This is a genomic window from Amycolatopsis sp. NPDC051758 (genome assembly GCF_044453095.1).
Lineage (GTDB): Bacteria > Actinomycetota > Actinomycetes > Mycobacteriales > Pseudonocardiaceae > Amycolatopsis.
The window spans coordinates 433,663-458,463 of the sequence record NZ_JBITCJ010000004.1 but is presented as its reverse complement, the minus strand read 5'-3'; the positions used below and the strand labels follow the sequence as shown (position 1 = coordinate 458,463).

At 70.8% G+C, this 24,801-nt stretch carries 28 protein-coding genes; 14 read left to right on the top strand and 14 right to left on the bottom strand.

What is annotated here, in order from left to right; all coding sequences use genetic code 11:
* Positions 1 to 28: 28 nt before the first annotated feature.
* Positions 29 to 568, bottom strand: coding sequence for an O-acetyl-ADP-ribose deacetylase (locus tag ACIA5G_RS21595; RefSeq protein WP_395925786.1), 540 nt, complete (start codon positions 566 to 568; stop codon positions 29 to 31).
* Positions 569 to 577: 9 nt separating this feature from the next.
* On the opposite strand from ACIA5G_RS21595, the gene ACIA5G_RS21590 reads away from it, so the two are divergent.
* The gene (locus ACIA5G_RS21590; RefSeq protein ID WP_395925784.1) at positions 578 to 1,030 is read left to right on the top strand and encodes a hypothetical protein; all 453 of its coding nucleotides are present in this window, start codon (positions 578 to 580) and stop codon (positions 1,028 to 1,030) included.
* On the opposite strand, the gene ACIA5G_RS21585 is transcribed toward ACIA5G_RS21590, so the two are convergent.
* The 3 genes from ACIA5G_RS21585 to ACIA5G_RS21575 form a co-directional block, all read right to left on the bottom strand.
* The gene (locus tag ACIA5G_RS21585; protein WP_395925782.1) at positions 1,027 to 1,818 is read right to left on the bottom strand and encodes an alpha/beta fold hydrolase; all 792 of its coding nucleotides are present in this window, start codon (positions 1,816 to 1,818) and stop codon (positions 1,027 to 1,029) included. The two genes, ACIA5G_RS21590 and ACIA5G_RS21585, sit on opposite strands and share 4 nt — an antisense overlap.
* A 13-nt stretch (positions 1,819 to 1,831) precedes the next feature.
* Positions 1,832 to 2,473: a DUF998 domain-containing protein gene (locus ACIA5G_RS21580; protein WP_395925780.1), complete on the bottom strand. Its 642-nt coding sequence runs from the start codon at positions 2,471 to 2,473 to the stop codon at positions 1,832 to 1,834.
* Between the two features lie 126 nt (positions 2,474 to 2,599).
* Positions 2,600 to 3,721 (bottom strand): metallophosphoesterase, encoded by a 1,122-nt coding sequence (locus ACIA5G_RS21575; protein ID WP_395925778.1) that lies wholly within the window; start codon positions 3,719 to 3,721, stop codon positions 2,600 to 2,602.
* Positions 3,722 to 3,792: 71 nt separating this feature from the next.
* Between ACIA5G_RS21575 and ACIA5G_RS21570 the strand changes: the two genes are divergently transcribed.
* Positions 3,793 to 4,065 carry a DUF6412 domain-containing protein gene (locus ACIA5G_RS21570; protein ID WP_395925776.1) on the top strand — a complete coding sequence of 91 codons (273 nt, stop codon included), beginning with the start codon at positions 3,793 to 3,795 and terminating at the stop codon, positions 4,063 to 4,065.
* Between the two features lie 60 nt (positions 4,066 to 4,125).
* Positions 4,126 to 4,782 carry a YidC/Oxa1 family membrane protein insertase gene (locus ACIA5G_RS21565; RefSeq protein WP_395926495.1) on the top strand — a complete coding sequence of 219 codons (657 nt, stop codon included), beginning with the start codon at positions 4,126 to 4,128 and terminating at the stop codon, positions 4,780 to 4,782.
* Here ACIA5G_RS21565 and ACIA5G_RS21560 read toward each other — a convergent pair.
* Positions 4,765 to 5,178: a DUF1992 domain-containing protein gene (locus tag ACIA5G_RS21560; RefSeq protein ID WP_395925774.1), complete on the bottom strand. Its 414-nt coding sequence runs from the start codon at positions 5,176 to 5,178 to the stop codon at positions 4,765 to 4,767. The two genes, ACIA5G_RS21565 and ACIA5G_RS21560, sit on opposite strands and share 18 nt — an antisense overlap.
* 66 nt (positions 5,179 to 5,244) lie before the next feature.
* Here ACIA5G_RS21560 and ACIA5G_RS21555 point away from each other — a divergent pair, with 66 nt between their 5' ends.
* On the top strand, positions 5,245 to 6,015 hold the full coding sequence (locus ACIA5G_RS21555) for a TetR/AcrR family transcriptional regulator (protein ID WP_395925772.1): 771 nt from the start codon (positions 5,245 to 5,247) through the stop codon (positions 6,013 to 6,015).
* On the opposite strand, the gene ACIA5G_RS21550 is transcribed toward ACIA5G_RS21555, so the two are convergent.
* Together ACIA5G_RS21550 and ACIA5G_RS21545 are read right to left on the bottom strand one after the other, a co-directional pair.
* Positions 6,012 to 6,263 carry a hypothetical protein gene (locus tag ACIA5G_RS21550; RefSeq protein ID WP_395925770.1) on the bottom strand — a complete coding sequence of 84 codons (252 nt, stop codon included), beginning with the start codon at positions 6,261 to 6,263 and terminating at the stop codon, positions 6,012 to 6,014. The two genes, ACIA5G_RS21555 and ACIA5G_RS21550, sit on opposite strands and share 4 nt — an antisense overlap.
* 5 nt (positions 6,264 to 6,268) lie before the next feature.
* Entirely contained in the window at positions 6,269 to 7,420 is a 1,152-nt protein-coding gene (locus ACIA5G_RS21545; RefSeq protein ID WP_395925768.1) for a lytic transglycosylase domain-containing protein, read from the bottom strand.
* A gap of 417 nt (positions 7,421 to 7,837) precedes the next feature.
* On the opposite strand from ACIA5G_RS21545, the gene ACIA5G_RS21540 reads away from it, so the two are divergent.
* On the top strand, positions 7,838 to 8,491 hold the full coding sequence (locus ACIA5G_RS21540) for a hypothetical protein (protein ID WP_395925766.1): 654 nt from the start codon (positions 7,838 to 7,840) through the stop codon (positions 8,489 to 8,491).
* Positions 8,492 to 8,493: 2 nt separating this feature from the next.
* On the opposite strand, the gene ACIA5G_RS21535 is transcribed toward ACIA5G_RS21540, so the two are convergent.
* Positions 8,494 to 8,934, bottom strand: coding sequence for a GNAT family N-acetyltransferase (locus ACIA5G_RS21535; RefSeq protein WP_395925763.1), 441 nt, complete (start codon positions 8,932 to 8,934; stop codon positions 8,494 to 8,496).
* A 138-nt stretch (positions 8,935 to 9,072) separates the two neighbouring features.
* On the opposite strand from ACIA5G_RS21535, the gene ACIA5G_RS21530 reads away from it, so the two are divergent.
* The 8 genes from ACIA5G_RS21530 to ACIA5G_RS21495 all read left to right on the top strand — a co-directional run bounded on the left by ACIA5G_RS21530 (position 9,073) and on the right by ACIA5G_RS21495 (position 16,452).
* Entirely contained in the window at positions 9,073 to 9,300 is a 228-nt protein-coding gene (locus tag ACIA5G_RS21530) for a hypothetical protein (protein WP_395925761.1), read from the top strand.
* Positions 9,301 to 9,475: 175 nt separating this feature from the next.
* Complete coding sequence (locus ACIA5G_RS21525; protein WP_395925759.1) at positions 9,476 to 10,357, top strand: SIS domain-containing protein; 882 nt, start codon at positions 9,476 to 9,478, stop codon at positions 10,355 to 10,357.
* A complete protein-coding gene (locus ACIA5G_RS21520; RefSeq protein WP_395925757.1) occupies positions 10,354 to 11,262 on the top strand; it encodes a 1-phosphofructokinase family hexose kinase in 909 nt (302 codons plus the stop codon). Before ACIA5G_RS21525 ends, ACIA5G_RS21520 begins: the two co-directional genes overlap by 4 nt.
* Positions 11,262 to 12,104 (top strand): ketose-bisphosphate aldolase, encoded by an 843-nt coding sequence (locus tag ACIA5G_RS21515; RefSeq protein WP_395925755.1) that lies wholly within the window; start codon positions 11,262 to 11,264, stop codon positions 12,102 to 12,104. The genes ACIA5G_RS21520 and ACIA5G_RS21515 overlap by 1 nt, the downstream gene beginning before the upstream one ends.
* A gap of 94 nt (positions 12,105 to 12,198) precedes the next feature.
* Positions 12,199 to 13,560, top strand: coding sequence for an ABC transporter substrate-binding protein (locus ACIA5G_RS21510; protein ID WP_395925753.1), 1,362 nt, complete (start codon positions 12,199 to 12,201; stop codon positions 13,558 to 13,560).
* Entirely contained in the window at positions 13,560 to 14,516 is a 957-nt protein-coding gene (locus ACIA5G_RS21505; RefSeq protein WP_395925751.1) for a carbohydrate ABC transporter permease, read from the top strand. Before ACIA5G_RS21510 ends, ACIA5G_RS21505 begins: the two co-directional genes overlap by 1 nt.
* Before the next feature lies 1 nt (position 14,517).
* Positions 14,518 to 15,402 (top strand): carbohydrate ABC transporter permease, encoded by an 885-nt coding sequence (locus tag ACIA5G_RS21500; protein ID WP_395925749.1) that lies wholly within the window; start codon positions 14,518 to 14,520, stop codon positions 15,400 to 15,402.
* A gap of 6 nt (positions 15,403 to 15,408) precedes the next feature.
* Positions 15,409 to 16,452: an ABC transporter ATP-binding protein gene (locus ACIA5G_RS21495; RefSeq protein ID WP_395925747.1), complete on the top strand. Its 1,044-nt coding sequence runs from the start codon at positions 15,409 to 15,411 to the stop codon at positions 16,450 to 16,452.
* Positions 16,453 to 17,016: 564 nt separating this feature from the next.
* Here the strand turns inward: ACIA5G_RS21495 and ACIA5G_RS21490 are convergent.
* From ACIA5G_RS21490 to ACIA5G_RS21480, 3 genes are all read right to left on the bottom strand, one after another.
* The gene (locus ACIA5G_RS21490) at positions 17,017 to 18,246 is read right to left on the bottom strand and encodes a DUF222 domain-containing protein (protein WP_395925745.1); all 1,230 of its coding nucleotides are present in this window, start codon (positions 18,244 to 18,246) and stop codon (positions 17,017 to 17,019) included.
* Between the two features lie 75 nt (positions 18,247 to 18,321).
* Positions 18,322 to 19,569: an epoxide hydrolase family protein gene (locus ACIA5G_RS21485; RefSeq protein ID WP_395925743.1), complete on the bottom strand. Its 1,248-nt coding sequence runs from the start codon at positions 19,567 to 19,569 to the stop codon at positions 18,322 to 18,324.
* A gap of 2 nt (positions 19,570 to 19,571) precedes the next feature.
* Positions 19,572 to 20,000 carry a MarR family winged helix-turn-helix transcriptional regulator gene (locus ACIA5G_RS21480; protein WP_395925741.1) on the bottom strand — a complete coding sequence of 143 codons (429 nt, stop codon included), beginning with the start codon at positions 19,998 to 20,000 and terminating at the stop codon, positions 19,572 to 19,574.
* Positions 20,001 to 20,171: 171 nt separating this feature from the next.
* Here ACIA5G_RS21480 and ACIA5G_RS21475 point away from each other — a divergent pair, with 171 nt between their 5' ends.
* A complete protein-coding gene (locus tag ACIA5G_RS21475; RefSeq protein ID WP_395925739.1) occupies positions 20,172 to 20,957 on the top strand; it encodes a DeoR/GlpR family DNA-binding transcription regulator in 786 nt (261 codons plus the stop codon).
* 1 nt (position 20,958) lies between these two features.
* Here ACIA5G_RS21475 and ACIA5G_RS21470 read toward each other — a convergent pair whose 3' ends face one another.
* The 3 genes from ACIA5G_RS21470 to ACIA5G_RS21460 all read right to left on the bottom strand — a co-directional run bounded on the left by ACIA5G_RS21470 (position 20,959) and on the right by ACIA5G_RS21460 (position 24,798).
* Positions 20,959 to 21,765 (bottom strand): SGNH/GDSL hydrolase family protein, encoded by an 807-nt coding sequence (locus ACIA5G_RS21470; protein ID WP_395925737.1) that lies wholly within the window; start codon positions 21,763 to 21,765, stop codon positions 20,959 to 20,961.
* 61 nt (positions 21,766 to 21,826) lie between these two features.
* A complete protein-coding gene (locus tag ACIA5G_RS21465; protein ID WP_395925735.1) occupies positions 21,827 to 23,323 on the bottom strand; it encodes an alpha/beta hydrolase in 1,497 nt (498 codons plus the stop codon).
* Between the two features lie 53 nt (positions 23,324 to 23,376).
* A complete protein-coding gene (locus ACIA5G_RS21460; protein WP_395925733.1) occupies positions 23,377 to 24,798 on the bottom strand; it encodes a DHA2 family efflux MFS transporter permease subunit in 1,422 nt (473 codons plus the stop codon).
* Positions 24,799 to 24,801 lie beyond the last annotated feature (3 nt).

Genomic DNA, 24,801 nt, shown 5'->3' with positions numbered 1-24,801 from the left:
GCCTGCACCCTGCCCGGTCGGTGATCGCTCAGGCAAGGGAGTTGTGACGAGCCCGAAAGGCATCGACGGCGGCGTCACCGCGCAGGGCGAAGACGACTTCCTCGATCGGCCCGGCCTCGGCCTGGTGGACGGTGGTCAGCGCGATCCCGGCGGCCGACGCCAGGGGCCAGCGGTAGATCCCGGTGGAGATGGCGGGGAAGGCGACGGTCTTCGCGCCCAGGTCCCGTGCCAGCGCCAGCGAGTTGCGGTGGCAGTCGGCAAGCAGCTCGGAGCGGTCTTCGGTGGCCGACCACACCGGGCCGACGGTGTGCACCACCCACCGGGCCGGCAGCTTCCCGGCGGTGGTGGCGACGGCCTGCCCGGTCTTCAGACCGCGCCCGTAGTGCCCGGCCCGCAGCTTCCGGCACTCGGCGAGGATCTCGGGACCACCCTTGCGGTGGATGGCCCCGTCGACCCCGCCGCCGCCGAGCAGCGAAGAGTTGGCGGCGTTGACCACAACGTCGACCTCGAGGGTGGTGATGTCGGCGTCGACGATCCGGATGCGCACGAGGTTGATCCTGCCGGACATACTGGCTCGGTGCTGCTGGATTTCATCGCGGAGCTGGCCACCGAGAGGTACCTGCTGGCCCCGGCGGACCCCAGGGCCCAGTCGCGGCAGAACACCTGGCACCTGGGTGCGGAGCCGGAACGGCGGGCCGAAGTGACGACCGAGCAGGTCGTCGCCGCGTTCGAAGCCGTGGCGCGGTCCCTCGATGCCCGCCTGCGCCCCGGCGGGCCCGCGACCTTCTACGTCTGGCACGACGAGCAGGTCGGCGCCCTCAAGGCATCGCTGTCGTCGCTCGGCCCCGGCGAGTTGCTCTTCGCGGCCGAGTACGTGCCAACTGGTGATCTGGCGCCGATCGTCGAGGACTTCCTCGCCGACCCGAGTCCCGGTTTCGTGCCGTGGAGCGCGCTCGAATCCGCGTCCACGGAAGAGCCCGAGCCGCCGCTGCCGCCCTTTCCCGTCTGGGTCCGGACGATCGCCGCCTAGCTCAGGAAGAACTTCGTCAGCACCGGGGCCAGTGCCGCCGCCTTCACGATGTGCGTCTGGCCCGGCAACGTCCGGTACTCCGCCGACGGCAGCACCTTCGCCAGTGACGCCACGCCGTTGCGCATCCAGGCCGGGCTGCGGTCGCCGTCGATGGCCAGAGTGGGGATCTTCGCCTCGGGCCAGGCTGCCGGCAGCGGGTGGCCCGACTGGTGGCCGCCCATCACCGCCGTGTCGTACGGGATCGTGTGGGCCACCTTCTTGAGCTTTCCCCAGAACGGCATGATCCGCATCATCGCCACCGTGACCTTGCCCAGGCCGACGCCTTCGGTCATGAACAGCTTGACCACCTTGCCGCGCTTGCCCTCGCGCAACGCCGCGTCGAGCCGGGCCGGGTAGTCGGCCGGGACGCGGGGGCGGGTGTCGTCGACCACGAACGGCGGTTCGTACAGGGCCAGCTTGGTCACCGGCAGGCTGCGAGCCGCTTCCAACGCCAGGGCGGCGCCGGAGGAGATGCCGAACAGGAACGTCTCGCCGCCCGCCTCCTTGACAACCGCGGCGATGTCCTCGACCTCACGCTCGACCGAGTACGGCCCGGCTTCGGTGCTCTCGCCGCGGCCGCGGCGGTCGTAGGTGTACACGGTGAAGTGCGTTGCCAGCTCCTTCGCGAGCGCGTCGTTGGGGGACGAGCCGCGGTAGCACATCGCGCCGTCGACCAGGACGAGTGCGGGGCCGGACCCGGCGCGGGTGTAGGCGATCCGGGTGCCGTCGGCGGAAACCGTGGTGCTCATGGGGAAACTCCTTTCAGGCGGCGGTGCGCCGGATCAGGTGGGCCGAAGTCGTCGCGAGCCACGTCCAGGCGATCACCACGGCCGCCCAGAAGCCGAGGGTGACGGCCGGGTTCGTCGATCCGGACGCTACGCCCGCGAAGCCTACGAGGAACGCCAGCCCGCTGATCCGCGAGTACCACGCACGCGCCGGGGTGAGGTGCGAACCGATCGCGAAACACGCCGCGACGAGGGCCGCGAAGCCGATGCCGCCGCAGACGAAGTGCAGCGTGCCGTGCCAGCTCACCGACGACGGCGGCCCGGCCGGCGTGCCGAGCGGGAAGCCGTCCTGCGGGTCGGCGCGGAAGGCGCCGGCACAGATCAGGCTGACGCCGTAGACGGCCAGCAGTCTCGGCCCCCACCGGCCGGGCAGCGCGCGCCGGATCCCGGCCGCGGCCGCGAGGGTCAGCAGGCCGGTGACGACGAAGTTCGTGATCTGGACGAAGCCGAGCGACCCGTTCGACAGGACGCTCGCCGGGTGCCGGGTCAGGTCGAAGCCGGCCCGGGTCAGGCCCTGGATCAGCCCGGCGCCGACGAAGAGCGGCCCGGCGAGGATCCCGCAGGTCAGCAGGGTGCGAGTGGACGAAGTGGCCGGGGCGGAGAGTGTGGTGGTGGTCATGGCGGACAGCGTGCCACCCGACGATCGAAACTGTCAAGACAAAAAAACTTGTCGGTGGCGGACGAGCGCCCCAGTGTGGCGTTCGGTGCGTCCAACGCACCCAACGCCACATCGGGGCGTTTGGGGTCAGCCCCGGCGCAGGGTGAGCAGCGTGATTTCGCTGGGCGCGAAGACCCGGAACGGCGGCCCCCAGAACCCGGTCCCGCGGCTGTTGTACAGCTGGGTCGGGCCGTGCCGGGTCAGGCCGGACAGCGTCGGCTGGTCGAGCCGCACCAGCAGGTGGAACGGCCAGATCTGCCCGCCGTGCGTGTGCCCGGAGATCTGCAGGTCGACACCCGCCTCGCGGGCCTGGGCGACCTGCTTGGGCTGGTGCGCGAGCAGCACCACCGGCACGTCGGACGGGGCGCCGTCCAGCGCGCGGGGCAGGTCGGGGCCGTGGCCGGGGAGGCCGGAGTTCGTGCCGGTCGGGTCGTCGATGCCGGCGAACAGGATCCGGTCGCCGCCGCGTTCGAGCAGCGTCGAGCGGTTGTGCAGCGTGTCCCAGCCGAGGCCGGCCATGTGGTCGAGCCACGCCTGCGCCTCGCCGAAGTACTCGTGGTTGCCGGTGATGTAGAACCGCCCGAGCCCGGCCTGGACGCCGCCGAGCGGGTCGACCTGCTTGCGGCGCTTCGCCACCGCGCCGTCGGCGAGGTCGCCGGCGTGGCAGACGACGTCCGCGTCCAGCGCGTTCACCGCCGCGACGACCTTCTCCGACCACCTCGTCCGGTCGATCGGCCCGAAGTGGGTGTCGGTCAGCACGGCGACCCGCAGGCCGTCGAGCCCCGGCCCGAGCCGCGGGATGACCACGTCGGTCGCCTTCACCGGCGGCACCCGCATGGCGACGCGGTTGCCGTGCAGGAGCAGCCCGGCCGCCACCACGAAGGTCGCGCCGGCGACGATCCGCGACCGCGCCGGGTCGTCGACGCCGAGCAGCGCGACCCGCAGCACCAGGCTCAGGATCGACCAGCTGAACAGCACCCAGATCACGGCGAGCAGCGTGTCGCCGATGCGGGCGGCGGCGTCGCGCTGACGCCGTCCGTGGCCGAAGACCATCGCGACCGGCATGGTCAGCAGGCCCGCCGCGAACACCACGGTGCCGGCGATCGTGCCCGCGGCACCCCAGTCCGGTGCGAGCACGAGCGTCCACCAGGGGACGGTGAACAGCAGGAGCAGCGCCAGGATCGGCACGACGACGAGTTGGCCTCTCATCGAACCAGGTTACAGCCCATCGGGCTGTTAGCACTTCGGCTACCCTGGGAGCGGACGGAAGGGGGACGGCCGTGAACACCTTGCTGGAGCTGGCGTTCCCCGTGCTGACCAGCCCCACCGCGCTGGTCGCCTTCGCCTCCCTCGCCGCCGCGAGCCTGCTGGTCGTGCTGCTGGTCGGCAGCACACACCGCAGCGAGCTCGCCCTCTGGTCGGCGCCGGTGCGCAGCCGCGCCACCGCCCTGCGCCGCCGGGCCCGGCGCGCCGAGTCGATCCGGCTCCGCGATCCCGGCAGAGCCGGCCGCAGCAGGCCACGGGCACCCGGACTCCGCAGCACGGCTGCGTAGTCCCTTCGACGCAGCCATTCCGCTGACCTCTTCCCTTCTCACTCTTGCGGAGTGCTGCTCATGTTCGGCTTTCTCGACGTGCCCGTTTCGGGCGCGTACCACCTGATTCACGCGTTCACCGGCCCGCTGTCGACGGCGTTGGCCATCGTCCTGTTCACCTTGTGCGTGCGGCTGCTGCTGCACCCGCTCGCCCGGTCGGCGGCCCGCGGCGAGCGCGCCCGGGCCACGCTGCTGCCGGAAATCCGGGCGCTGCAGGGGAAGCACGGAAAGGACCGGGAGCGGCTGGCCGCGGAAATGACGAAGCTGCAGCAGGAGTCCGGGACCTCGCTGTTCGTCGGCTGCCTGCCGATGCTGCTGCAGCTGCCGTTCTTCACGATCATGTACCGGCTCTTCACCACGGCCACGATCGGCGGTGAACCCAACTCGCTGCTCGGCGCGACGCTGTTCGGGACACCCCTGGGCGCGCACGGGCTCGCGGGCAGCCCGCTCGTGTTCGTGATCGCCGCCGGGCTCGCCGTCGTCGCGTGGTTCTCGGTCCGCTGGCAGGACCGCCACCGCGACGCGACGGCGCCCGTCCCCGGCGGGAAGCTGGTGCGGCTGCTGCCCTACGGCACCGTGCTGGCGACGCTGGTGGTGCCGCAGGCCGCCGGGATCTACCTGCTCACCACCACGGCGTGGAGCGCGGCCGAGCGGGCGCTCTTACGACGCGGCTCGTGAGCGGCGCCAGTCCTCGACGGCTTCCTCGACGTCCACCGGGGCCACCGTGAGCGGCGGTCCGGACAGGTGGTTGAGGTAGGCCTGGCGGATCCGCTCGTTGAGGTCGTCGACGAGCTCCCGGACACCCCGTTCGGTGCGCTCGCCGGCGAGCTTCTCCGGCAGGTCCTGGACTTCGCGCCGGAGCGCGAGGGCCGGCGGCAGCAACGCCGTCGTGTCGTGGCCGCCGGCCCGGACCTGCCGGAGCACCCAGTCGGTCGCCGCGTCGTTGCCGGTGGGTTTCGGCAGCGGCTTCCCGGCGCCGGGGAGGTCGTCGAACTCGCCGCGGTCGTGGGCCTCGCCGATCTGCCGGTCGACCCACCAGCGGAAGGAGACCTTGGGCGGTTTGCGTCGGGTCATGCCTCCAGAATGCCAGGTGGGACGGCCCTCCCGGGTAAGATCCCGCCGGAGGAGCGAGGGGAACGCATGACCGCCGAACGCACTGGCGCCGACGACGTCGACCGGACGCTCGCGCTGCTCTGGCGCGCCCGCGGCGCCGCCGCCGAACCGACCAGGGGCCGCCGCCCGACGCTGACGGTCGAGCGGATCGTCGCCGCGGCGATCACGGTCGCGGACGCCGACGGACTGGCCGCCGCGTCGATGCACCGCGTCGCCAAGGAGCTCGGCGCCGGCACGATGACGCTCTACACCTACGTGCCCGGCAAGGCCGAGCTGGTGGACCTGATGGTCGACGACGTGCTCGTCGAGCGGCGGCTGCCCGGGCCGGGCGAGCCGCGGCCGCGGGACTGGCGCGAGCAGGTGGCGCTGTACGCCGAACGCACCCGCGCGGCGTACCGGAAACACCCGTGGCTGTGCGAGGTTTCGCGCGTCCGGCCGCCGCTGGGGCCCGGTCAGCTGGCCGGGCAGGAGTACCTGCTGTCCATCATGGACGAACTGGGCCTGCCGCCGCGGCAGGCGGTGGCGGCGGCCAACGGGATCGGCACGTACGTCGACGCGAACGCCGCGCTCGGCGCGGAGAACACGCGGCTCGAGCGCAGCACCGGGCAGTCGACCGAGTCCTGGTGGCACCAGCGGTCTTCGTTCTGGGAGAACTACTTCGTGGTCGACGCGCACCCGGCGATGAACCGGATCTGGCTCGGCGGCGGGTTCGACCAGAGCGCGGAGGCCCAGGGCGACGCGGCGTACGAGTACGGCCTGAACCGCATGCTCGACGGCATCCAGGCGATGGTCGGCTAGCGCCGGCTCCACCGCCGCAACCGGCGTTGTTCCTGCCGGGGCACCGAAGGGGCGGCTTCTTCACGCAGGACGTCCCGGCACACCGGGTCGAACCGGCCGGGTGCCTCGATCATCGGCGCGGCCAGCACCACGTGCCCGCACACCGCGCGGAACCGCCCGTCGTGCCGGCCCGCCGCGAACTCTTCTTCGGTGACGGCGTGGGTGTAGCCGTCGGTGTCGCAGCGGATGTGCACCAGGAACGGCTCCACCGGGCTCACCCCGCCGGGCTGGTCGTGGTGGATTCGGTGGGCGTCGCCGCGGAGTCGGCCGAAGTCGTGGTCGGCGGCGGGGTGGTGCTGCTCGTGGTCTCCGGCGGCGGCGTCGTCGACGGAGTGGTCGGCGGCGGGGTCGTCGGGTCCGTGGTCGGGGTGGTCGGCGTGGTGCTGGACGGCGGCGTGGTCGACGTCGGCGGGGTGGTCGGCGAAGTCGACGTGCCGGGCAGCGAGCCCGGCGGCTGGGCGATCACCGGCGGTGCGGGCGGAGCGGGGACGCCGACCGGGGCGCCCGCCGCGGCGGCGTCCGGAGCGTCCGGCGCGCCGATCGGCACATCGCTGTCGGGCAGCTGGGCCACGCCGCTGCGGTAGGCCGACGCCCACGCCATCACGGTGTCCACATAGGACTGCGAGTTGTTGTAGCGGCGCACGGCGATGCGCTGCCCCGCGTCCGTCGAAAGGTCGAGCCCGCCCGAGCACAGGTACCGCCCGGTGGCCAGCGCCTCGTCGTAGATGTTGTTCGGGTTGGACACACCGTCGCCGTTGCCGTCGGAGGCGTAGCCGCGCCACGTCGACGGGATGAACTGCGTCGGCCCGACCGCGCGGTCCCACACCGTGTCACCGTCGTACTTGCCGCCGTCGGTGTCCGCGATCGCGGCGAACGCGCCGGCGCCGTTGAGCACCGGGCCGAGGATCGGCTCGAGGGTGTCACCCGCCGCGTTGACGTACCCGCCGCGCGCGTGGTTCGACTCGATCCGGCCGATGCTCGCGATCAGCGCCCAGTCCAGGTGGCAGTTCGGCTGTTCCTTGGCGAGGATCGCGGCGGCGTTCTGATACGCCTTGAGCATGCTCGCCGGGATGCCGAGCGGCCCGGAGATGCCCGCGGACCCGGCGTGCCCGCCCGGCACGACCAGCGGCATCGGCACCGGCGGCGCCGGCAGGCTGCCGTCGACGGCGATCGGTGGCATCACGATGTTCGGCTGCTGCAGCGGAGCCGCCTGGTCGGGCAGGCTGTTGCCGGTGCCGGCGATCACGACCGGCGTCGGCAGGCCCGTGGTCAGCGTGGGCAGGACGACGAGCGCCCCACCGGCGAGCGCGGCCGCGGCCCGGCGAACCGTCCGCGAACTCTTGCGACGTGGCCGGTGCTTCGGCATGCTCGTCCCCGCTTCCCTCGATCTTCGCTGATCGCCTCACCCGATCGGCCCCACCGCCGGTACTGGCCGGTAGGAGCAAGCTATCCGATGGAACCAAACTTTGGCGAATGGCACAGCAAAATCGGTGCCTCCACGAGAAGTTCGTCCTGATGGCACAAAACCTTCGTAGGGAATCTGTCACATTCACCAGGACTTAACGGGTTGCCGGGGAAAGTTCGCCCGGCAGGCCACCGGTGACGGTGACCGCCTTCGCCGATCTCGGCAACGAATCATCCTTGAATCCGCCGGCCGCTGAACCGCGCCCGCCGCGGCGGCCGGAACTCTGGGTGAACGAGCCTTTACACGAACCTGAACCATTCCTATGATCGGCCGACCGGACGCACCGCCGTGGTCCGGTCGGCCCAGGTGGAGGGTTTGATGGCACGTAGGGCGCAGCGCGAGCAGGTCACCGTCGCCGAGCTGCTGGTCCGGTCCGCCGCGGCACCCGACCGCTCCGCGCTGGAGGACACGGTCGTCCTCCCCCGGACGCGACACCGGCAGAAACCGCAGGCGCTGCGTTCGCTGGCCCGGGTGCGGGTCTTCTCGGTGGTCGCCGGTGCGCTGGCGCTGACCGGCGGGATCGCGTCGGCGGTGTCGATGCCGGTCCAGCGGAGCGCGGGCGCGGCCTGGCCGCCGGCCGGCCTGGAACCCCCGCCGGTTGCGCTGGTGCCGCTGCCCGCGGACGTCGTCCTGCCGCCCGCGCGGCCGGCTCCGGAATCCGTGGCGCCGCCTGCGGCACCGGCCGGGATTTCCCCGGCGGCCGTGCATCCGCAGGCGAATTCCGGAAGCTCACCCGGCCATCGCGGGAAGCTCGCAAAAGCGGTCAAGATCATCGGCACGGAAAAGGCGCCGGCAAAACCGCCGTCGAAGCAGGTGGCGCCGGTGCGGCACGAAATCCCGCAGGTTCCCGTCTGGTCCCGTGGCCGACCCGGCGGGCAGGAGCCGCAGGCGCCGTCCTTCGGCCGCCGCCACGCCGGGCCGTACGACGGCGGCCACCACGGTTTCACCGGCGGTGGCCGCCATCGCCGGTGAAACTACGAGCCGAGCGGGATCTGGTACTGCATGAATCCCTTGTCGAGCGCGACCTGGTCGTAAAGCCGCCGCGCGGTGGTGTTCGACGTCTGCGTGTGCCAGTAGACGCGCACACAACCCTGCTCCCGCGCCCAGTCCGCGACGGCTTCGATCAGGGCCCGGCCGACACCGCGCCCGCGGGCTCGGGTGTCGGTGAAGAGGTCTTGCAGGTAACAGACGTCGGCGGACGTCGTGCTGACGTGCGGGAAGAAGTGGACGATGCCGACGAGCTCACCGTCGAGCCGCGCGCCGAGCGCGTGCATCCGCTCGCCGGCGAGGAACTCGCGCCACGCGCGGTCCATCAGCTCCGGCGCGAGTGTCCTGCCGTAGAACGTGTTGTAGCCGGCGAACAGGTTTTCCCAGGCCGGCCGGTCTTCCGCGGTGAGGCCCCCGATTTTGATCATGCCGCGAGGCTAGTCCGCCGGTTGGCCGGTTTGCCGGACACGCGAGACACAACTGGTCAGTAAGGTGACGAACCCGAATCCGATTCATAGAATCGGCAGCCACAGGTCCGGTCGGCAGTGAATCAGCGGAGGTTCCCGATGGCGCGCACGGCGCACCGTGCCAGTGGCAAGCCCGTCACGGTGGGGGAGCTGATGCTCCGGCCGGACGTCCACGGCAGACGGCGCCCCGAGGACCTCGAGGTGCTCGAACTCGCCTACCGCATGCGCCGCCGGGTCGGCCCCGAGCCGGTCGAGGTCCCCACCCCGTCGCCCGGCGCTCGCGCGCTGGCCGTCGTCACCGGGCTTTGGCGGCGCAAGCCCCGGTAGTCCCGGGCAGCTCTTCCTGCAGGCCACCCTCGTCGAGGGTGGCCTTTTTTGTGTCCGCGTTCTGCGTGTGACTGCGCGCCGAGTGTGTGAAGTTGCTCGATATGCCGATTGACGATGCACAAAACTGCACCTACCGTGACAGCTGTTGCGCACAACCGGCACGGACGGGGAGTTCATGAGCGGGACCTTCATGGCGGCGGAGATCGCCAGCCAGCCCGGCTGCTGGCGCGAGGCGGGCGCGCTCGCCGAGGCGAACGCCGGGCTGCTGCCCGCGCCGGGCGCCCGGGTGGCGATCGTCGGCTGCGGCACGTCGTGGTTCGTCGGCCAGGCGTACGCGGTGCTGCGCGAAACCGCCGGGCTGGGCGAGACCGACGCCTTCGCCGCGTCCGAGTTCCCGGCCGGCCGCGCCTACGACCACGTCCTCGCGCTCAGCCGCTCGGGCACGACGACCGAGGTCCACAGCCTGCTCGCGAAGCTGCGCGGCCGCACCCGGACCACGGCGATCACCGGGGTCCCGGCCGAGATCGCGGGCGCCGCCGACGCCGTCGCCGACCTGTCCGTGGTGGACGAACGCTCGGTGGTCCAGACCCGGTTCGCCACCACGGCACTCGCGATGCTGCGGGCGCACCTCGGTGAGGACCTGACCGAAGCCGTCGCGCAAGCCGAGCGGGTGCTGGCCGAGCCGCTGCCGGAGTCGCTGGTCGGCGCCGGGCAGTTCAGCTTCCTCGGCACCGGCTGGTCGGTCGGGATCGCGAACGAGGCCGCGCTCAAGTTCCGCGAAGCGTGTCTGCTGTGGACGGAGTCCTACCCGGCGTGGGACTACCGGCACGGCCCGATCAGCATCAGCGAGCCGGGCCGGGTCACCTGGATGTTCGGTGCCGCGCCGGACGGGCTCGCCGACGACGTCCGCCGCGCGGGCGGCACGTTCGTCGAGAGCGGTCTCGACCCGCTCGCCGACCTCGTCCGCGCCCAGCTCGTCGCCGGGGCGATCGCCCGGCGCAAGGGCCTCGACCCGGACAACCCGCGCAGCCTCACCCGATCCGTCGTGCTCACGTGATCGTCACCGTGACGCCGAACGCGGCGCTCGACGTCACGTACACGGTGGACAGCCTGGTGCCGGACGCCGTGCACCGGGCGCGGGACGTCCGGCGCCGGGCGGGCGGCAAGGGGGTCAACGTCGCCCGGGTGCTGCACTCCCTGGGTGCCGACGTCCGGCTGATCGCCACCGCGGGCGGGGTGACCGGCGCCGAGGTCGCGGCGGAGCTCGGCGCCGCCGGGCTGGCCGCGGAGCTGGTGCCGATCGCCGGGGAGACGCGCCGCACCACCACCGTCCTGTCCACAGTGGATGGTTCGGTCACGCTGCTCAACGAGCCGGGGCCGGAGCTCAGCGCGGCCGAGTGGGCGGTGCTGGTGGAGCGGGTCCACCGCCGCGCCCCCGACGTGCTCGTCTGCTCCGGCAGCCTGCCCCCGGGCGCGCCGGCCGACGGGTACGCCCGACTGCTCGGCGGCGGGCCGTCCATCTTGGACACCTCCGGCGCCGCGCTCCTGGCCGGGCTGGCCGGCCGCCCGGCCGTCGTCAAACCCAACGCCGACGAACTGCGCGAGGTCACCGGCCTGACCGACCCGGTCGCCGCGGCCCGTGAACTACGCCGGCGAGGAGCGGGGGCCGTAGTCGTCTCGCTCGGCGCGGACGGGCTGGTCGCGGTCACGGCTTCGGGCACCTGGCACGCGACGCCGTCCACCGTGCTCACCGGCAACAGCACCGGCGCGGGTGACGCCGTGGTCGCGGCGCTCGCGCTCGGGCTCAGCCGTCGTGAGCCGTGGCCGGAGATCCTCCGCCGGGCGGTCGCGCTGTCCGGCGCGGCCGTGCTCGGGCCGCTCGCCGGCGACGTCGACCTCGCGCACTACCACCGGGAACTGGAGCTGGTCGCCGTGCGCGCCCGGCCGGAACAGGAGTTGTGATGCCTCTGGTGGCCACCGGGGAAATCGTCGCGGCCGCCGCCGCGGCTCGGCGCGGCTGTGGCGCGTTCAACGCGATCCAGCTGGAACACATCACCGCTATCGTCGAGGGGGCGGCGCTGGCGGACGCGCCGGTGATCGTGCAGCTCAGCCAGAACGCCGTGCGGTACCACGGCGCGCTCGCGCCGATCGGCGGCGCGGCGCTGGCGGCGGCACGAGCGGCCGAGGCGCGGGTCGCCGTGCACCTCGATCACGCCGAGTCCCGTGAGCTCGTGCGCGAAGCCGTCGGGCTCGGGTTCGGCTCGGTCATGTTCGACGCGTCCAAACTGGACTACGCGGACAACGTGCGCGAGACCCGCGAGGTCACCGCGTTCTGCCACGACCACGGCGTCTGGGTGGAGGCCGAGCTCGGTGAGGTCGGCGGCAAGGACGGGGTGCACGCGCCGGGCGCGCGCACGGATCCGGCCGAGGCCGCGGAGTTCGTCGCGGCCACCGGTGTCGACGCGCTCGCCGTGGCGGTCGGCAGCTCACACGCGATGCTGACCCGGGACGCCACTTTGGACTTCGGCCTCATCACGCGGCTGCGTGAGCGGGTCCCGGTGCCGCTGGTGCTGCACGGCTCGTCCGGGGTGCCGGACGAAGGGCTCGCCGAAGCGGTGCGGGCGGGCATGACGAAGGTCAACATCGCCACCCAGCTCAACAAGGTGTTCACCGCGGCCGCCGCGGGGGACTGGCGTGCCCATCCCGACCGCGTCGACCCGCGCAAGTACCTGGGGGCCGGACGGGACGCCGTCGCGGTTGAAGTGCGGCGGTTGCTGGGCGTACTGATGTTGACAGATGCGTGAAAGCCAATAAAACTGCGCACTAACGCGCAGAACTTGCGTGAAATTCGATCTCGGGTGGTGGCGGATGCGGCGAAGCAAGGTCATGGCGTGTGCGATGGGGGCCTCTCTCCTGCTGGCCGGCTGCGGCGGGGGCGCCGACACGGGCAGCGGTACCGGCGAGAACGCGCTGCCGGGGGTCGACCAGTACCTCAACGCACCTTGTCCGGAAGCGGCGGTGAAACCCGCCTCGGACAAGGAATTCACCTACTGGGCGATGTGGACGGCCGACGAGCCGCAGGGCAAGGTCCTGCAGAAGGCGTTCAAGTGCTTCCAGGAGAAGACCGGCGTCAAGGTGAACGTGCAGTGGCTGGGGCGCAAGGCCTACACGCAGAACCTGGTGCCCGCGCTCAACACCGACGCCGTGCCGGACCTGTTCGACCAGGACGTCAGCAAGGTCGGCGCGGCCATCGCGACGCCGGGCGGCACGCAGAGCGTCGACGACGTCTTCACGATGAAGGTCGGCGAGGGTGACAAGACGGTGAAGGACGTGCTTTCGCCGAGCTCGTACGACTTCCCGCAGAACAAGGACCGCGACGGCCACAACTTCATGGTCCCCTACACCGTGCAGTCCAGTGCCTGGTGGTTCAACAAGGACTCCGGCGATGTGCCGCAGCCGAAGACGATGGACGACCTCGTCGCGCTGTTCGAGAAGGCGAAGGCCGACGGCAAGGCCGCGATCAGCCAGGACGGCGACATCCCGTTCTACAACATGTACTTCTTCACCCAGCTCGCCGAGCGCTACGTCGGTTCGGGCGGGTTGAACAAGGCGGCGTCCGACAGGACCGGGCAGCTCTGGAAGTCCGACCCCGGTTTCCTCAAGGCCGCCACCGAGACCGCGAAGCTGCCGAAGTACTTCATCGACGGCTGGGACGCGGCGAAGTTCCCGCAGGTGCAGCAGCGCTGGGCCGACGGCGACTCGCGCTACCTCTACGTCGGCACCTGGGCGCCGAGCGAGACGCGGGAGTACCTGGACAAGCAGGGCGCCGGGACGAAGATCAACTACGGCTCGTTCCAGTTCCCGATGCCCGCCGGCGCCACCCACGACACCGTCGAGCAGATGTCGATCGGCTTCGCCGTCACCAAGAAGGCCAAGCACGCCGAGGCCGCGAAGGCGTTCATCGCCTACTTCCTCAACAAAGACATCCTCTCGGGCATCCCGGCGGTGGCCGACAACCTGGTGCCGCGCGCCGACCTCGCCGTGCCGGACGACCTCAAGCAGGTCAAGGCCGCGATGGACGACCCGAAGAAGGAGCACGTCCTGCAGTACGACGGGATCGACGGCATCGCCGGCGGCAAGTGGCAGACCGACGTCTTCGACCCGGCGGACACCGCGCTGCTCAAGGGGCAGCTGAGCCCGCAGCAGTTCGTGGACCAGCTCGCCACGAAGGGCGCCGAGTTCTGGAAGAACCAGAGCTGATGGCGACGCTCACCACGCCGCCGGTGACGCGGGTCCCGGAGGCCCGGGCCACCGGCGGCGCGCACCTGCGCCGCAAGAAGCGGCTGTTCTGGCCGTTCGCCGCGCCGGCGTTGGCGCTGTACCTGGCCTTTCTGGTGCTGCCGACGCTCACGACGGTGGTGCTGAGCTTCACCAGCTGGGCGGGCGCGGGGGACACGCCGAAGCCCAACGGCGTCACCAACTACACGCAGATGTGGGCGAGCGACTCGTTCCAGTACGCGTTCGGCAACACGCTCGTGTACGTCTTCCTCGGCGGCATCGGCACGTTCGCACTGGCGTTCCTGTTCACCATGGTGCTGCGGGACATGCGCGGCGGCAAGGTCGTCCGGGCGATCCTGTTCTTCCCGAACATCGTCGCGCCGGTGGCGCTGGGGATGTTCCTCGGGTTCGTGTTCAAGTACCAGCCCGGCAAGCAGGGCCTGGCGAACTACGTGCTGGAGCACGTAGGCGCGGACGCGGCCAAGTTCTTGGCACCGTCCAATGTGACCGGTGTGGTGACGGCGTCACTGATCTGGGCCAGCTCGGGGTTCTACATCACGATCCTGATGGCCGCGGTCGACCGGATCCCGCCGTACCTCTACGAGGACGCGGAGCTCGGCGGCGCGTCGCCGTGGCAGAAGTTCCGCAACATCACGCTGCCGATGACGTGGGACGTCGTCGGCGTCGCGGGGGTGCTGTGGACGATCAACGCGCTGAAGATCTTCGAGCTGGTGTTCGTGCTGGCCGGGCCGGGCACGTACGCGCCGCCGAACCAGGCGTGGACACTCGGGGTCTACGTGTTCGACCGGACCTTCGGCTCGAACGGCACCCCGGACTTCGGGGCCGCCTGCGCCTGCGCGGTGGCGATGATCGTGCTGGTGTCCGTGCTCGTGGTGCTGCTGAGGCGGTTGATGCGTCGTGACGCGATCCAGTTCTGAAGTGGTGCGCAAGGCGCCGCGCAAACCACGCCCGGCGCCGGGTTCGCGCCGCCTGAGCCCGTTGCGGCTGCTGGGGTCCACGATCGTCTGGACGTTCACGGCCGGCAACGTGCTGGTGCTGTACTGGCTGGTCACGGCCGCGTTCAAAACACCGGTGGAGATCTTCACGAAGCCGTTCGCGCTGCCGTACCAGTGGTTCCACCTCGGCAAGCCGTTCCGCAACTTCAGCTACGCGTGGAACAACGCCGGGTTCGGCGACGCGGTGCTGACGACGGTGGTGCTGGTCGGGCTGGCCACCGTCGCGACGGTGGCGGTGTCGGCGCCCTGCGCGTATGCGCTGACCAGGCTCGGCGTGCGCGGGTCCGGGCCGATGACGAACGTGGTCGCGATCGGCATGGGCGTGCCGTTCCAGACGGTGATCATCCCGCTGTTCGTGGTGATGAGCCGGGTCCACCTGGACAACGAGTACGGGCTGTTCCTGCTGTACGTGGCCTTGTCGATCCCGTTCACGGTGTTCCTCCTGACGGGGTTCTTCCGGTCTTTACCGGACGAACTGGAGGAAGCCGCGGCTTTGGACGGCGCATCGCCGGTCCGGACGTTCTTCTCGGTGATGCTGCCGCTCGCGCGCGGCGGCCTGATCACGGCGTTGACGCTGAACGCGATCGGCCTGTGGAACGAGACGCTGCTGGCGATCGTGTTCCTCAAGGACCAGGCGCACTTCACGCTGTCCCGCGCGCTGTTCACGTTCTACGGGGCGGCGAGCTACCAGTCGGAGTACGGCGGCCTGATCGCCGGGGTGGCGATCGTCGTGCTCCCGATGCTCGTGCTGTACCTCGTGCTCGCCCGCCGGATCATCACCGGCTTGACCCTCGGCGCCGGAAAGTAGGACCTGATGGCCACTGTGACTTTCGAGGACACCACCCGGTTCTACGCCGGGGTCGAGCGTCCCGCCGTCGACGGTCTCGACCTTTCGTTGTCCGACGGCGAGTTCTTGGTGCTGGTCGGCCCGTCCGGTTGCGGCAAGTCGACCACGCTCCGCATGCTGGCCGGCTTGGAGGGTGTGGACGACGGCTCGATCCACATCGGCGCGCGCGACGTCACTTCGTTGCCGCCGAAGGACCGCGACATCGCGATGGTGTTCCAGAACTACGCGCTGTACCCGCACATGACGGTCGGCGAGAACATCGGCTTCCACCTGAAACTGGCCCGGATGCCGGTGGCGGAGCGCCGCCGCCGCGTGTCCGAGGCCGCGGCGCTGCTCGACCTGACGGAGTACCTGGATCGCAAACCCGCCCGCCTTTCGGGCGGCCAGCGCCAGCGTGTCGCGATGGGCCGGGCGATCGTGCGCGAGCCCAGTGTGTTCCTGATGGACGAACCGCTGTCCAATTTGGACGCAAAGCTGCGCGTGCAGACGCGGACGCAGATCGCCTCACTGCAGCGCCGCCTCGGCATCACAACGTTGTACGTCACGCACGATCAGGTCGAGGCGATGACGATGGGCGACCGGGTGGCGGTCCTTCGTGACGGGGTGCTGCAGCAGTGCGACACCCCGATCGGGTTGTTCGCCCGCCCGGTGAACGTGTTCGTCGCGGGGTTCATCGGATCCCCGGCGATGAACCTCCTGGAGACGACGGTGGAGGGTCCGTGGGCGGTCCCGCTGACGCCGGCCCAGCGGTCGGCGTTGACGGGCCCGGGTGTGGTGGTCGGGGTGCGGCCGGAGGGATGGGTTATTGGTGGTGAGGGCTTCGACGCGGTGGTCGAGGTGGTGGAGGAGCTGGGGAGTGACCAGTATCTGTACTGCCGGACGGATTCGCAGGTTCTGACGGTGCGGACGCCGGGGATGTCGCCTTGGCAGCGGGGGGAGCGGATCAAGCTGGCTCCGCAGCCGGATGCGGAGCATTTGTTCGATGCGGTTTCTGGTGATCGGTTGCCGTGAGGTGGGCGGCCGGGATCTGCGGCTTGGCGCTGGTCATCGCGGCCGGCGAGAACTCCTGGCTTTGTGGGGCCTGGCGGAACACTGCCGACGAGCGGTTGAACGGGGTTCGCGGCAGCTGAATCGGGCGCGGTGTGGCGGGCGCGGTGTGGCGGACTCGGCTCGGCGGTCGATCGGGCTTGCACCGGCCGCGGTGGGACCGAGTCTGGGGTGATCCGGAGTTGACCTGGGTGGGCGATCGGGGCGGCCTTGCTTGCGAATCGACCGGCCTTGTGCAGGGCTCGGTGTGGTAGGCGCCCGGCGTGGCGGGTGGTTGGTGCGGTCTTGGGTGCGGATCGACCGGGATTGTGTTGTGCAGGAATCCTTGTAGCGGGCGGGCTGTTGGTGGGGCCGAGCGGGCCTGCAGTGATCGAGGTTCGGCGTCGGTGGGCAGTCGGGCGGTTCCGCCTGAGGCGACCGGGTCTGGGCCTGAGTCACGTCGGGACGGTGACTGCCTGGCTGGGGGCATGGGTGTGGGCCCGTAGCCGGTTGGCTGCGGGCCTTTCCCATCTTTGGTTGATTGGTTGATCAGGCCGCGAACGGCAACGGTTTATGGAGGTTGTTGCGCCGAGGTTTTCGGCGTTTGTCCAGGAACACCGGCGGCAGGAACTCGGGAAGCCCATCGGCGGCGATGCGGACTTCCCAGCCTGACCGGTGCAGCAACCGGTGATGGTGGCCGCACATCAACACCAGGTTCCCGAGTTCGGTGGGGCCGCCGTCGGCCCAGTGGCGCACGTGGTGACCTTGACAGTGCCGGGGCGGGCGATGACAGCCGGGGAAGGCGCAACCACGGTCTCGTAGAAACAAGGCTCGGCGCATGCTCGAGGTGATCAAGCGGCAGCGACGGCCCAGGTCCAGCGGTTCGCTCTTCGTCCCGAGGACCGCGGGGATGAGTGTGGCGTCGCAGGCGTGGAGGCGGGCTTCGGCCGCGCTCATCAGGCCGGTGTCGCCGAGGATCGCGGAGCCGAGGCCGGACTGCAGGTCACGCAGCGACACCGCGACCATCACGTGGGCGCGTTCACCGGCCTGGGTAGGTACCTCGGGTGCGTTGAGGGCCAGGTCGAGCACGTCGGAGAAGGCATCGCCGTAACGTTCCTGCGGGGAGCGGAGGTCGGGGCCTTCGTCGGTGGTGCGGCGTTCGGCGAGGGCGTCGAGCAGGGCGCTGGCGCGGGTGCCGGTCTCGTCGTCGAACCGGCCATGCAGTTCCCAGGTGCCGGTTCTTTTGCGACGCAGCGAGAGTTCGCGGCTGGGTGTGGCGGGCTCGGCGGTGTCGGGTTCGGATCCGTCGGGGTCGAGGTGGGCCAGAATCCGGCCGCCGAGGGCGGCGACCTGCTTGTGGCCGGCATCGGCGGCGAAGTCGAGCAGGTGCTGCTCAGCCTCCTCCCGCTCTCCAGGCGGAACCTGGGTGAGCACCCCGACGATGGTGTCGATCATCGGGTTGCTCAACCGCCCGTTCTGGGCAGCGACCCCGGTCGCGGGCGCGAGCGCGGCAACCGGGCTGCCGTCGAGGGCACGGCCCGGACGCAAAGCCCGGGCCCGCTTCATGACCGTCTCAGCAGCAGACTTGGGAATGTCGGCGAGATGTTCGAGCAGCCGAGCGACAGAGCGGTAGCCGAACAATTCCATGACACCCCGCCCCTCAATTTCCACAAGAAGGGCACCAAGCTCAGCTTCAGCAGACCGCATGGACGTAAGCAGCACACCAACACGGTCGGCGAGTGCCACCGCATCAGCCTGCCAAACCGCGTTGTCTTCCACAGCAACAACAATACCGCCAACCCGAACACATGTTCATCACACGATCGGGTGGCAGCAGCAAAGCGAGCGAACCAACTACCGCCGCCCGCGGAAAGTGCGCCGCAGGTCATCCACCCACTGGTCAGGGATCTCCCAAGGAATGAAATGCCCTCCCCGGTCGTGCGCGTTGAGGTTGACGTGGTTGTACCAACCCGCACGATCACTTTCCAAGAAACTCCGGACCCGCTGGTCGGTGCTGACCCCAGGAGGATTCTCGAAGCCGACGAACGTGATCCCCGTGGGCGCCTCGATGACCGGCCACCGATCGTGGGACGGTGTCCACGGGTAGCGGTTGTTGTTGGCGTAGGTGCGGATCGACGTGCCGATCGAGTTGGTCGCCCAGAAGATCGTTGCGTGGGTGAGCAGGTCGTCCTTGCTGAACACCGTCTCGATGTCGCCGCCGTTGTCGCTCCAGTTCACCCAGCGTTCGAGGATCCAGGCGAGCATTCCGGGCGGTGAGTCGGTCAGCCCGTAGGCGAGGGTGCTCGGGTCGAGCATGTGCGCGGCGAGGTGGACGGCGAATCGCTTCTCCAGTGCGACCAGTCGCGCGTGGACGTCGGGGGGCAGACCCTCGGGGATCGGCCGGCCTCCGCTGAAGTCCCAGGCGCGGTCGCCGTTGAAGAAGTCGAGCTGCAGGCCGGATCCGATGTGGATGGCGTGGAGTTCGTCGGCGTACTTGTGGCCGAGCTGGGCGGTGACCAGGGCGCCGACGTCGCAGCCCGCCGCGGCGTACTTGTCGTGGCCGAGGACGCCGGTCATCAGCGTGTGCCAGAGGTCGGCGACCTTCCAGAAGTTCATGTCCGGGTTGTCCGGCAGCGGGCCGGAGAACCCGAAGCCGGGGAACGACGGGACGATTACGTCGAACGCCTCCGCCGGGTCACCTCCGTGTGCGCCGGGGTCGGCCAGTGGGTCGACGACCTTCGACCAGTGCCAGAACGTCCAGGGCCAGCCGTGGGTGAGGAGCAGCGGTGTCGGGTCGGGGCCGACGCCCGGTTTGCGCATGAAGTGGACCGGCACACCCTCGACGTCGACCCGGTAGTGCTCGTAGGCGTTGATCGCGGCTTCGGCCTTGCGCCAGTCGAATTCGGTGCGCCAATACTCGACGAGCTCCTGCAGGTAGGCGCGGTTCACGCCGTAGTGCCAGTCCTCGTTGCCTGCGTCGTCCGGCCAGCGGGTCAGCTCGAGGCGCTGACGCAGGTCGTCCAGCACCTCGTCGGACACGTGGATCGGCGTCGGCGTCAGCGGAAACGGCCGGGTGTCGGAAAAGGCAGCTTCGTGGCTCATCGTCATCTCCTGTCGAGTTCGACCAGGCGGGCCAGGGCAGGCATGGCCGCCGCGATGGCCGCGCGTTCGGCCGGGGTGAGCCGGCCGGTGAGTTCCGCGAGACGCGCCTTGCGCTCGGCCCGCCGTCCGTCCACGACCGCCGTGCCCGCTTCGGTGATGTGGACGAGGACCCCGCGGCCGTCCGAAGGGTCCGGCCGGCGCTCCACCAGCCCGTCGCGCTCCAGCTTGATCACGATCTGGGTGATCGCCGACTGCGTGACCTGTTCGCTGGCCGTCAGCGCGGTGAGCCGGCACGGACCGCCGTGGGCCAGCGTGTGGAGCACGGACAGCGTGGTGAAGCTCAGTCGTTGTGCCTCCGGCAGGCGAATGGCCATCCGGGTGAAGTCCTCGAACACGGCGGTCAGCTCGGCGACGTTCAGCTCGGGAGGCACCGGACAAGCCTATCAGAAACTTAATTAGTTTCTAATGCGTTGATGGGCCGGACGCACCCGGCGTGCCGCGTGCGGCGGACAACGGCGATGCAGCATACTGCTCGAAACGGTGGCCAACAGTGCAACCTCATGCGCGCTGGACCGCCGAGAGCAAGCTAGGGAGTACCGCCGATGGCCCGGCACGAACGGTTGAGCACCCTGCTGGACATGCTGGGGCAGCGGGAAAAGATCGACGTCGAGGACGTGGCCGCGGAGCTGAGCGTCTCCGCCGCCACGATCCGGCGCGACCTGGACCACCTGGCCGAGCAGCAGCTGCTCACGCGCACCCGCGGTGGCGCGGTCGCCAACGACCTCGCCTACGACCTGCCGCTGCGCTACAAGACGGCCCGGCACGTGCCGGAGAAGCAGCGGATCAGCGCCGCCGCGGCCGCGTTCGCCGCGAAGGGGATGGTGGTCGGCCTGAACGGCGGCACCACCACCGCCGGGGTCGCGCGGGCGCTGACCCTGCGGTCGGACCTCGGCGGCCGCAGCGACGCGCCGGGGATCACCGTCGTGACGAACGCGCTGAACATCGCGCACGAGCTCGCGGTGCGGCCGAACGTCAAGATCGTCGTCACCGGCGGGGTCGCGCGGCCGCAGTCGTTCGAGCTGAGCGGCCCGCTGGCCACCCGGGTGCTCAGCGAGCTGACCATCGACCTGCTGTTCCTCGGCGTGGACGCGTTCGACCCGGAGGCCGGCGCGTTCGCCCACCACGAAGGCGAAGCCAGCATCAACCGGCTGATGGTGGAACGCGCCGAGCGTGTGGTCGCGGTCGCGGACGGCTCGAAGCTGGGCCGGCGCGCGTTCGCCCGGATCTGCGAGACGACGCAGGTGCACGCGCTGGTCACGGACACCGACGCCGACCCGGAGACGGTGCGGGCCTTCGAAGCGGCCGGCGTCGAGGTCCAGGCCGTCTGAGTCAGCGGAACGCGAGGGCTGCGGCCAGGACGCGATGCCCGGCCGCGGTCGGGTGGACGTCGCAGGTGCCGTCGGGCAGCTTGATCAGCAACCCCGCCGCGCACGGATCGCCGCCGGTGCGCAGGGAGGCGAGGCGGAAGGCCGTGAAGCCGTCGGCGATCGTGCCGTGGTAGCGGCGGGTCACCTGGGCCAGCGCCGCGTTGATCGCCTTCACCTGCTCGACCTGCACCGGATCGCGGTAGTCGAGCGAGTAGTACGACACGAGCACCAGGTCGCCGCGGTACTGGGCGCGCACCGCCGCCAGGATCACCGCGAGGTTGCGGCTCACCTGGTTCAAGGCGATCCGGAAGTCGGGTCCGGTGCAGTGGTCCGGCGTCGTGTTCTGGCAGAGGAACATGTCGTTCGCGCCGATGGTCAGCGTGACCAGCCGGGTGTCGCGGTGGGTTCGCAGGTACCGCGCGGCGTAGTCGATCTGGGCGCCGGGGTAGGCGACGTGCAGCGGGAACGTCGTCCGGTAGCCGTTCTCGCAGCCGTTGCTCGGTGCACGGGTGTCGAGCAGACTCCCCGTGGTCTCGCCGGGGCAGGACGCGTTCGCGAGCCGAAGCCCGCGCAGTGACGCGTATTTCTCGGCGTAACCGCTGAAATTGGCCGCGTTCAGGTACGCCGGGCCCGCGTTGGGGCGGTAGCCGAACGCGACCGAGTCACCGAGCGCCAGATAGCGGCCTGGGGAAGAAGCTTTCGCGGGAGCCGTGAGCAGGGCACTCGTGGAAACCACGACTGCCGCGATGGCGAAGAATCGACGAAGCATGTCGGGCTCCCTTCGCGGGCCGGAACCGATTGTGCCCGGTCCCGGCCCCGCGGGGGAAGCCTCAGAAACCGATCGTCGACGGCGGTTTCGGCCCGGCGATGCGGGCCTGGGCCGTGCCCGGCTCGACCGCCGCGCAGTGCGTGCCCTTGGCCGGGAGCTTGCCGCTGATCAGGTAGTCGTCGGTCGCCTTGGTCACGCACGGGCTGTTCTTGAAGTACGCGCCGTGGCCCCAGCCGTCGTAGGTGAGCAGCGTGCTGCCGCTCTGGCGGGCGGCGGCCTGCGACCACGCGTACGGCGTTGCCGGGTCGTGGCGGCTGCTCACCATCAGCAGCGGCGGCGCGCCGTGCACCTGCAGCGGGTGCTGCGGGTTGCTGGCCTTGTTCGGCCAGCCGATGCAGCCGGTCACCGCCTGCCAGCCGAGCGAGTTGACCTTGACGTCCGGCGCGAGGGCCGCGGCCGTCCGGCGGTAGGCCTCGAGCTCGGCGAAGTTGTGCACCGGCAGCCGCCAGTCGTCGCAGAACACGCTCTGGAACACGGTGTTGACCGGGATTTCGTTCCGCAGCTGGGCCGACGCGGCCGGCTTGGTGCCGTCCACCAGCGACTTGAGCCGGGACGCGAGCGCATCCCAGGACGGACCGTAGAACGCGCCCTGGAACATCGAAGCGAGCGAGAGTGGCGTGATCGGCTCACCGCTCTGCGGGTCCTTCAGCTCCCCGCGCGCGGCCTTGTCCTGCAACGCACGCGTCACCTTGGAGACGTCCTGGCCGTGCAACGCGCAGCTCGGCGTCCGGCCGCACCAGGCGGCGAACTCGCCGAACTCCGCCTGCACCGACTGCGTTTCGCTGTTCAGGAACTCCCACGCGGTGCGCTGCGAATGGTCCATGTTGCTGTCCAGCACGAGCGCGCGGACCTTGTCCGGGAACAGCTCGGCGTACTGCTGGCCCATCAGCGTCCCGTAGGAAACGCCGTAGTACGTCAGCTTCTTCTCACCGAGCGCCACGCGGATCGCGTCCATGTCGCGCGCGACGCTCTCGGTGTCGGCCAACTGCCCCAGCGGCCCGCTGAGCCGGTTGCAGCTCTCGCCGAGGTTCCGGTTGTACCGCGCGAGCTGCTCGAACTCGGCCTGGTTGCGCGGCACCTCGGGATGGTCGGCGATCAGCTCGTCGAGCCCGCACTTGATCTGGGTGCTGTCCCCGACGCCGCGCGGGTCGAAGCCGACGGTGTCGAACCGCTTGGTGATCTCGGCCGAAAGCGTCCAGCCGTCCTTGACCTGGCCCGCGCCCGGCCCGCCGGGCCCGCCCGGGTCCATCAGGACCGAGCCGATGCGCGCGGCCGGGTCGGTCGCCTTGCGCCGGGCGAGCGCGATGGACGTGGTGCCGCGGTCCGGGTGCGCCCAGTCGACCGGCACGGTCACCGTGCCGCAGTCGACGCCGGGCGCGTCCGCGCACGGCTGCCAGTCGACGGATTCCGCCGCCGAAGCCGGTGCCGCCGCCAGCAAGCTCCCCAGTACGGCCGTCGCCGCCGCGGCCGTCAGCAGCCGCTTGTGTACCCCCGCCATCGCCAGCCCTTCCCCTTACCGACAGTGGTTGATCGGCTCCAGGAAATCACCAATCAGGGGTTCGCGCCAGGTTCCCAGGTGGATCCCGCCGTGACGTCCACTGTGGACGATCGTTCGGCACGGCGGAGCCAGCCGGCGGCCACCGTGCCGAGCACGCACAGGGCGCCCAGCACCCCGAACGCCCAGCCGAAGCCGGTTGCCGCGTCCACCGTGAGGCCGCGCGACAGCACGATCACGCACAACGCGCCGCCGACCGCGCCGCCCACGCGCAGCACGATGTTCACCAGCGCGGTCGCGTGACCGAGTTCGTCGGCGTCGACCGACGCGTACGCCGCCGTCGACGCGGGCAGGATCGACAGCCCGAGTCCCGCGCCGCGGACCACGAGCAGCGCCTGGATCAGCACCATCGGCGTGTCCGGGCCGAGCCACGGTAGCGGCACGGTGCTCGCCAGCACCACCACCGATCCGGTGAGCGCGACCGTGCCGCCGCCGTAGCGGTCGGTGAGCCGGCCGGCGAGCAGCACGAACACCGTCGTGGCCAGGCCCATCGGCGCGAGCAGGACCCCGGCTTCGGCCGGGCCGGCGCCGAGCCGGACCTGGAACCACAGCGGCAGCAACAGGACCGCGCCGAACATCCCGGCACCGGCGAGCAGCACCGTCGCCAGCGAAGCGCCCATCACCGGCCGCGCGGCCAGCCGCAGCTGCAGCACCGGGTGCGTGACGCGCAACGACCACCACGTGAAGAGCGCGAGCGCGACGGCGCCGATGGCCGTCAGGACGATGTTCAGCGAGCCGGGGGTGCCGAGTTCGGTGAGCCCGTAGACCAGCAGTGGCAGGCCGAGCGACACCATGACCAGGCCGAACCAGTCGACCGGCGGTGGTTGCTGCCGCTCGCCGCGGGGCACGTAGCGCAGCGCCAACCCGAAGGCGGCCAACCCGATCGGCAGGTTCAGCCAGAACAGCACCGGCCACGAGAAGTGCGCGAGCAGGAGGCCGCCGACACTCGGCCCGATGACCGGCGCCAGCCCGACGACGAGGCCCAGCGTGCCCATGGTGCGGCCGAGCCGTTCCGGCCCGACGGCCAGCCCGATCACCGTCTGCCCGGCGGTGACCATGATCCCGGCGGTCATGCCCTGCACGGCGCGGACGCCGATCAGCGTGCCGGCGTCCGGCGCGAGCGCGCACGCCACCGACGTGAGCAGGAACGCGGCCAGCGCGGCGAGCCACAGCCGGCCGGCGCCGAGCCGGCGCACGAGCCAGGGTGTGAGGGGCAGCGCGACCGAGAGACCGAGCAGGTAAGCCGTCGCGACCCACTGGATTTCGACCAGTGTGACGCCGAGGCTCAGCCGCATCGACTCCAGCCCGACCGCGACGATCGAGCCGTCCATGTTGCCGAGGAAGCCGCCGAGGGCCATGACGCCGGAGGCGATCCAGACGGTGCGCGGGATCGGCGCGAGGGTGCGGAGATCACTCATGGC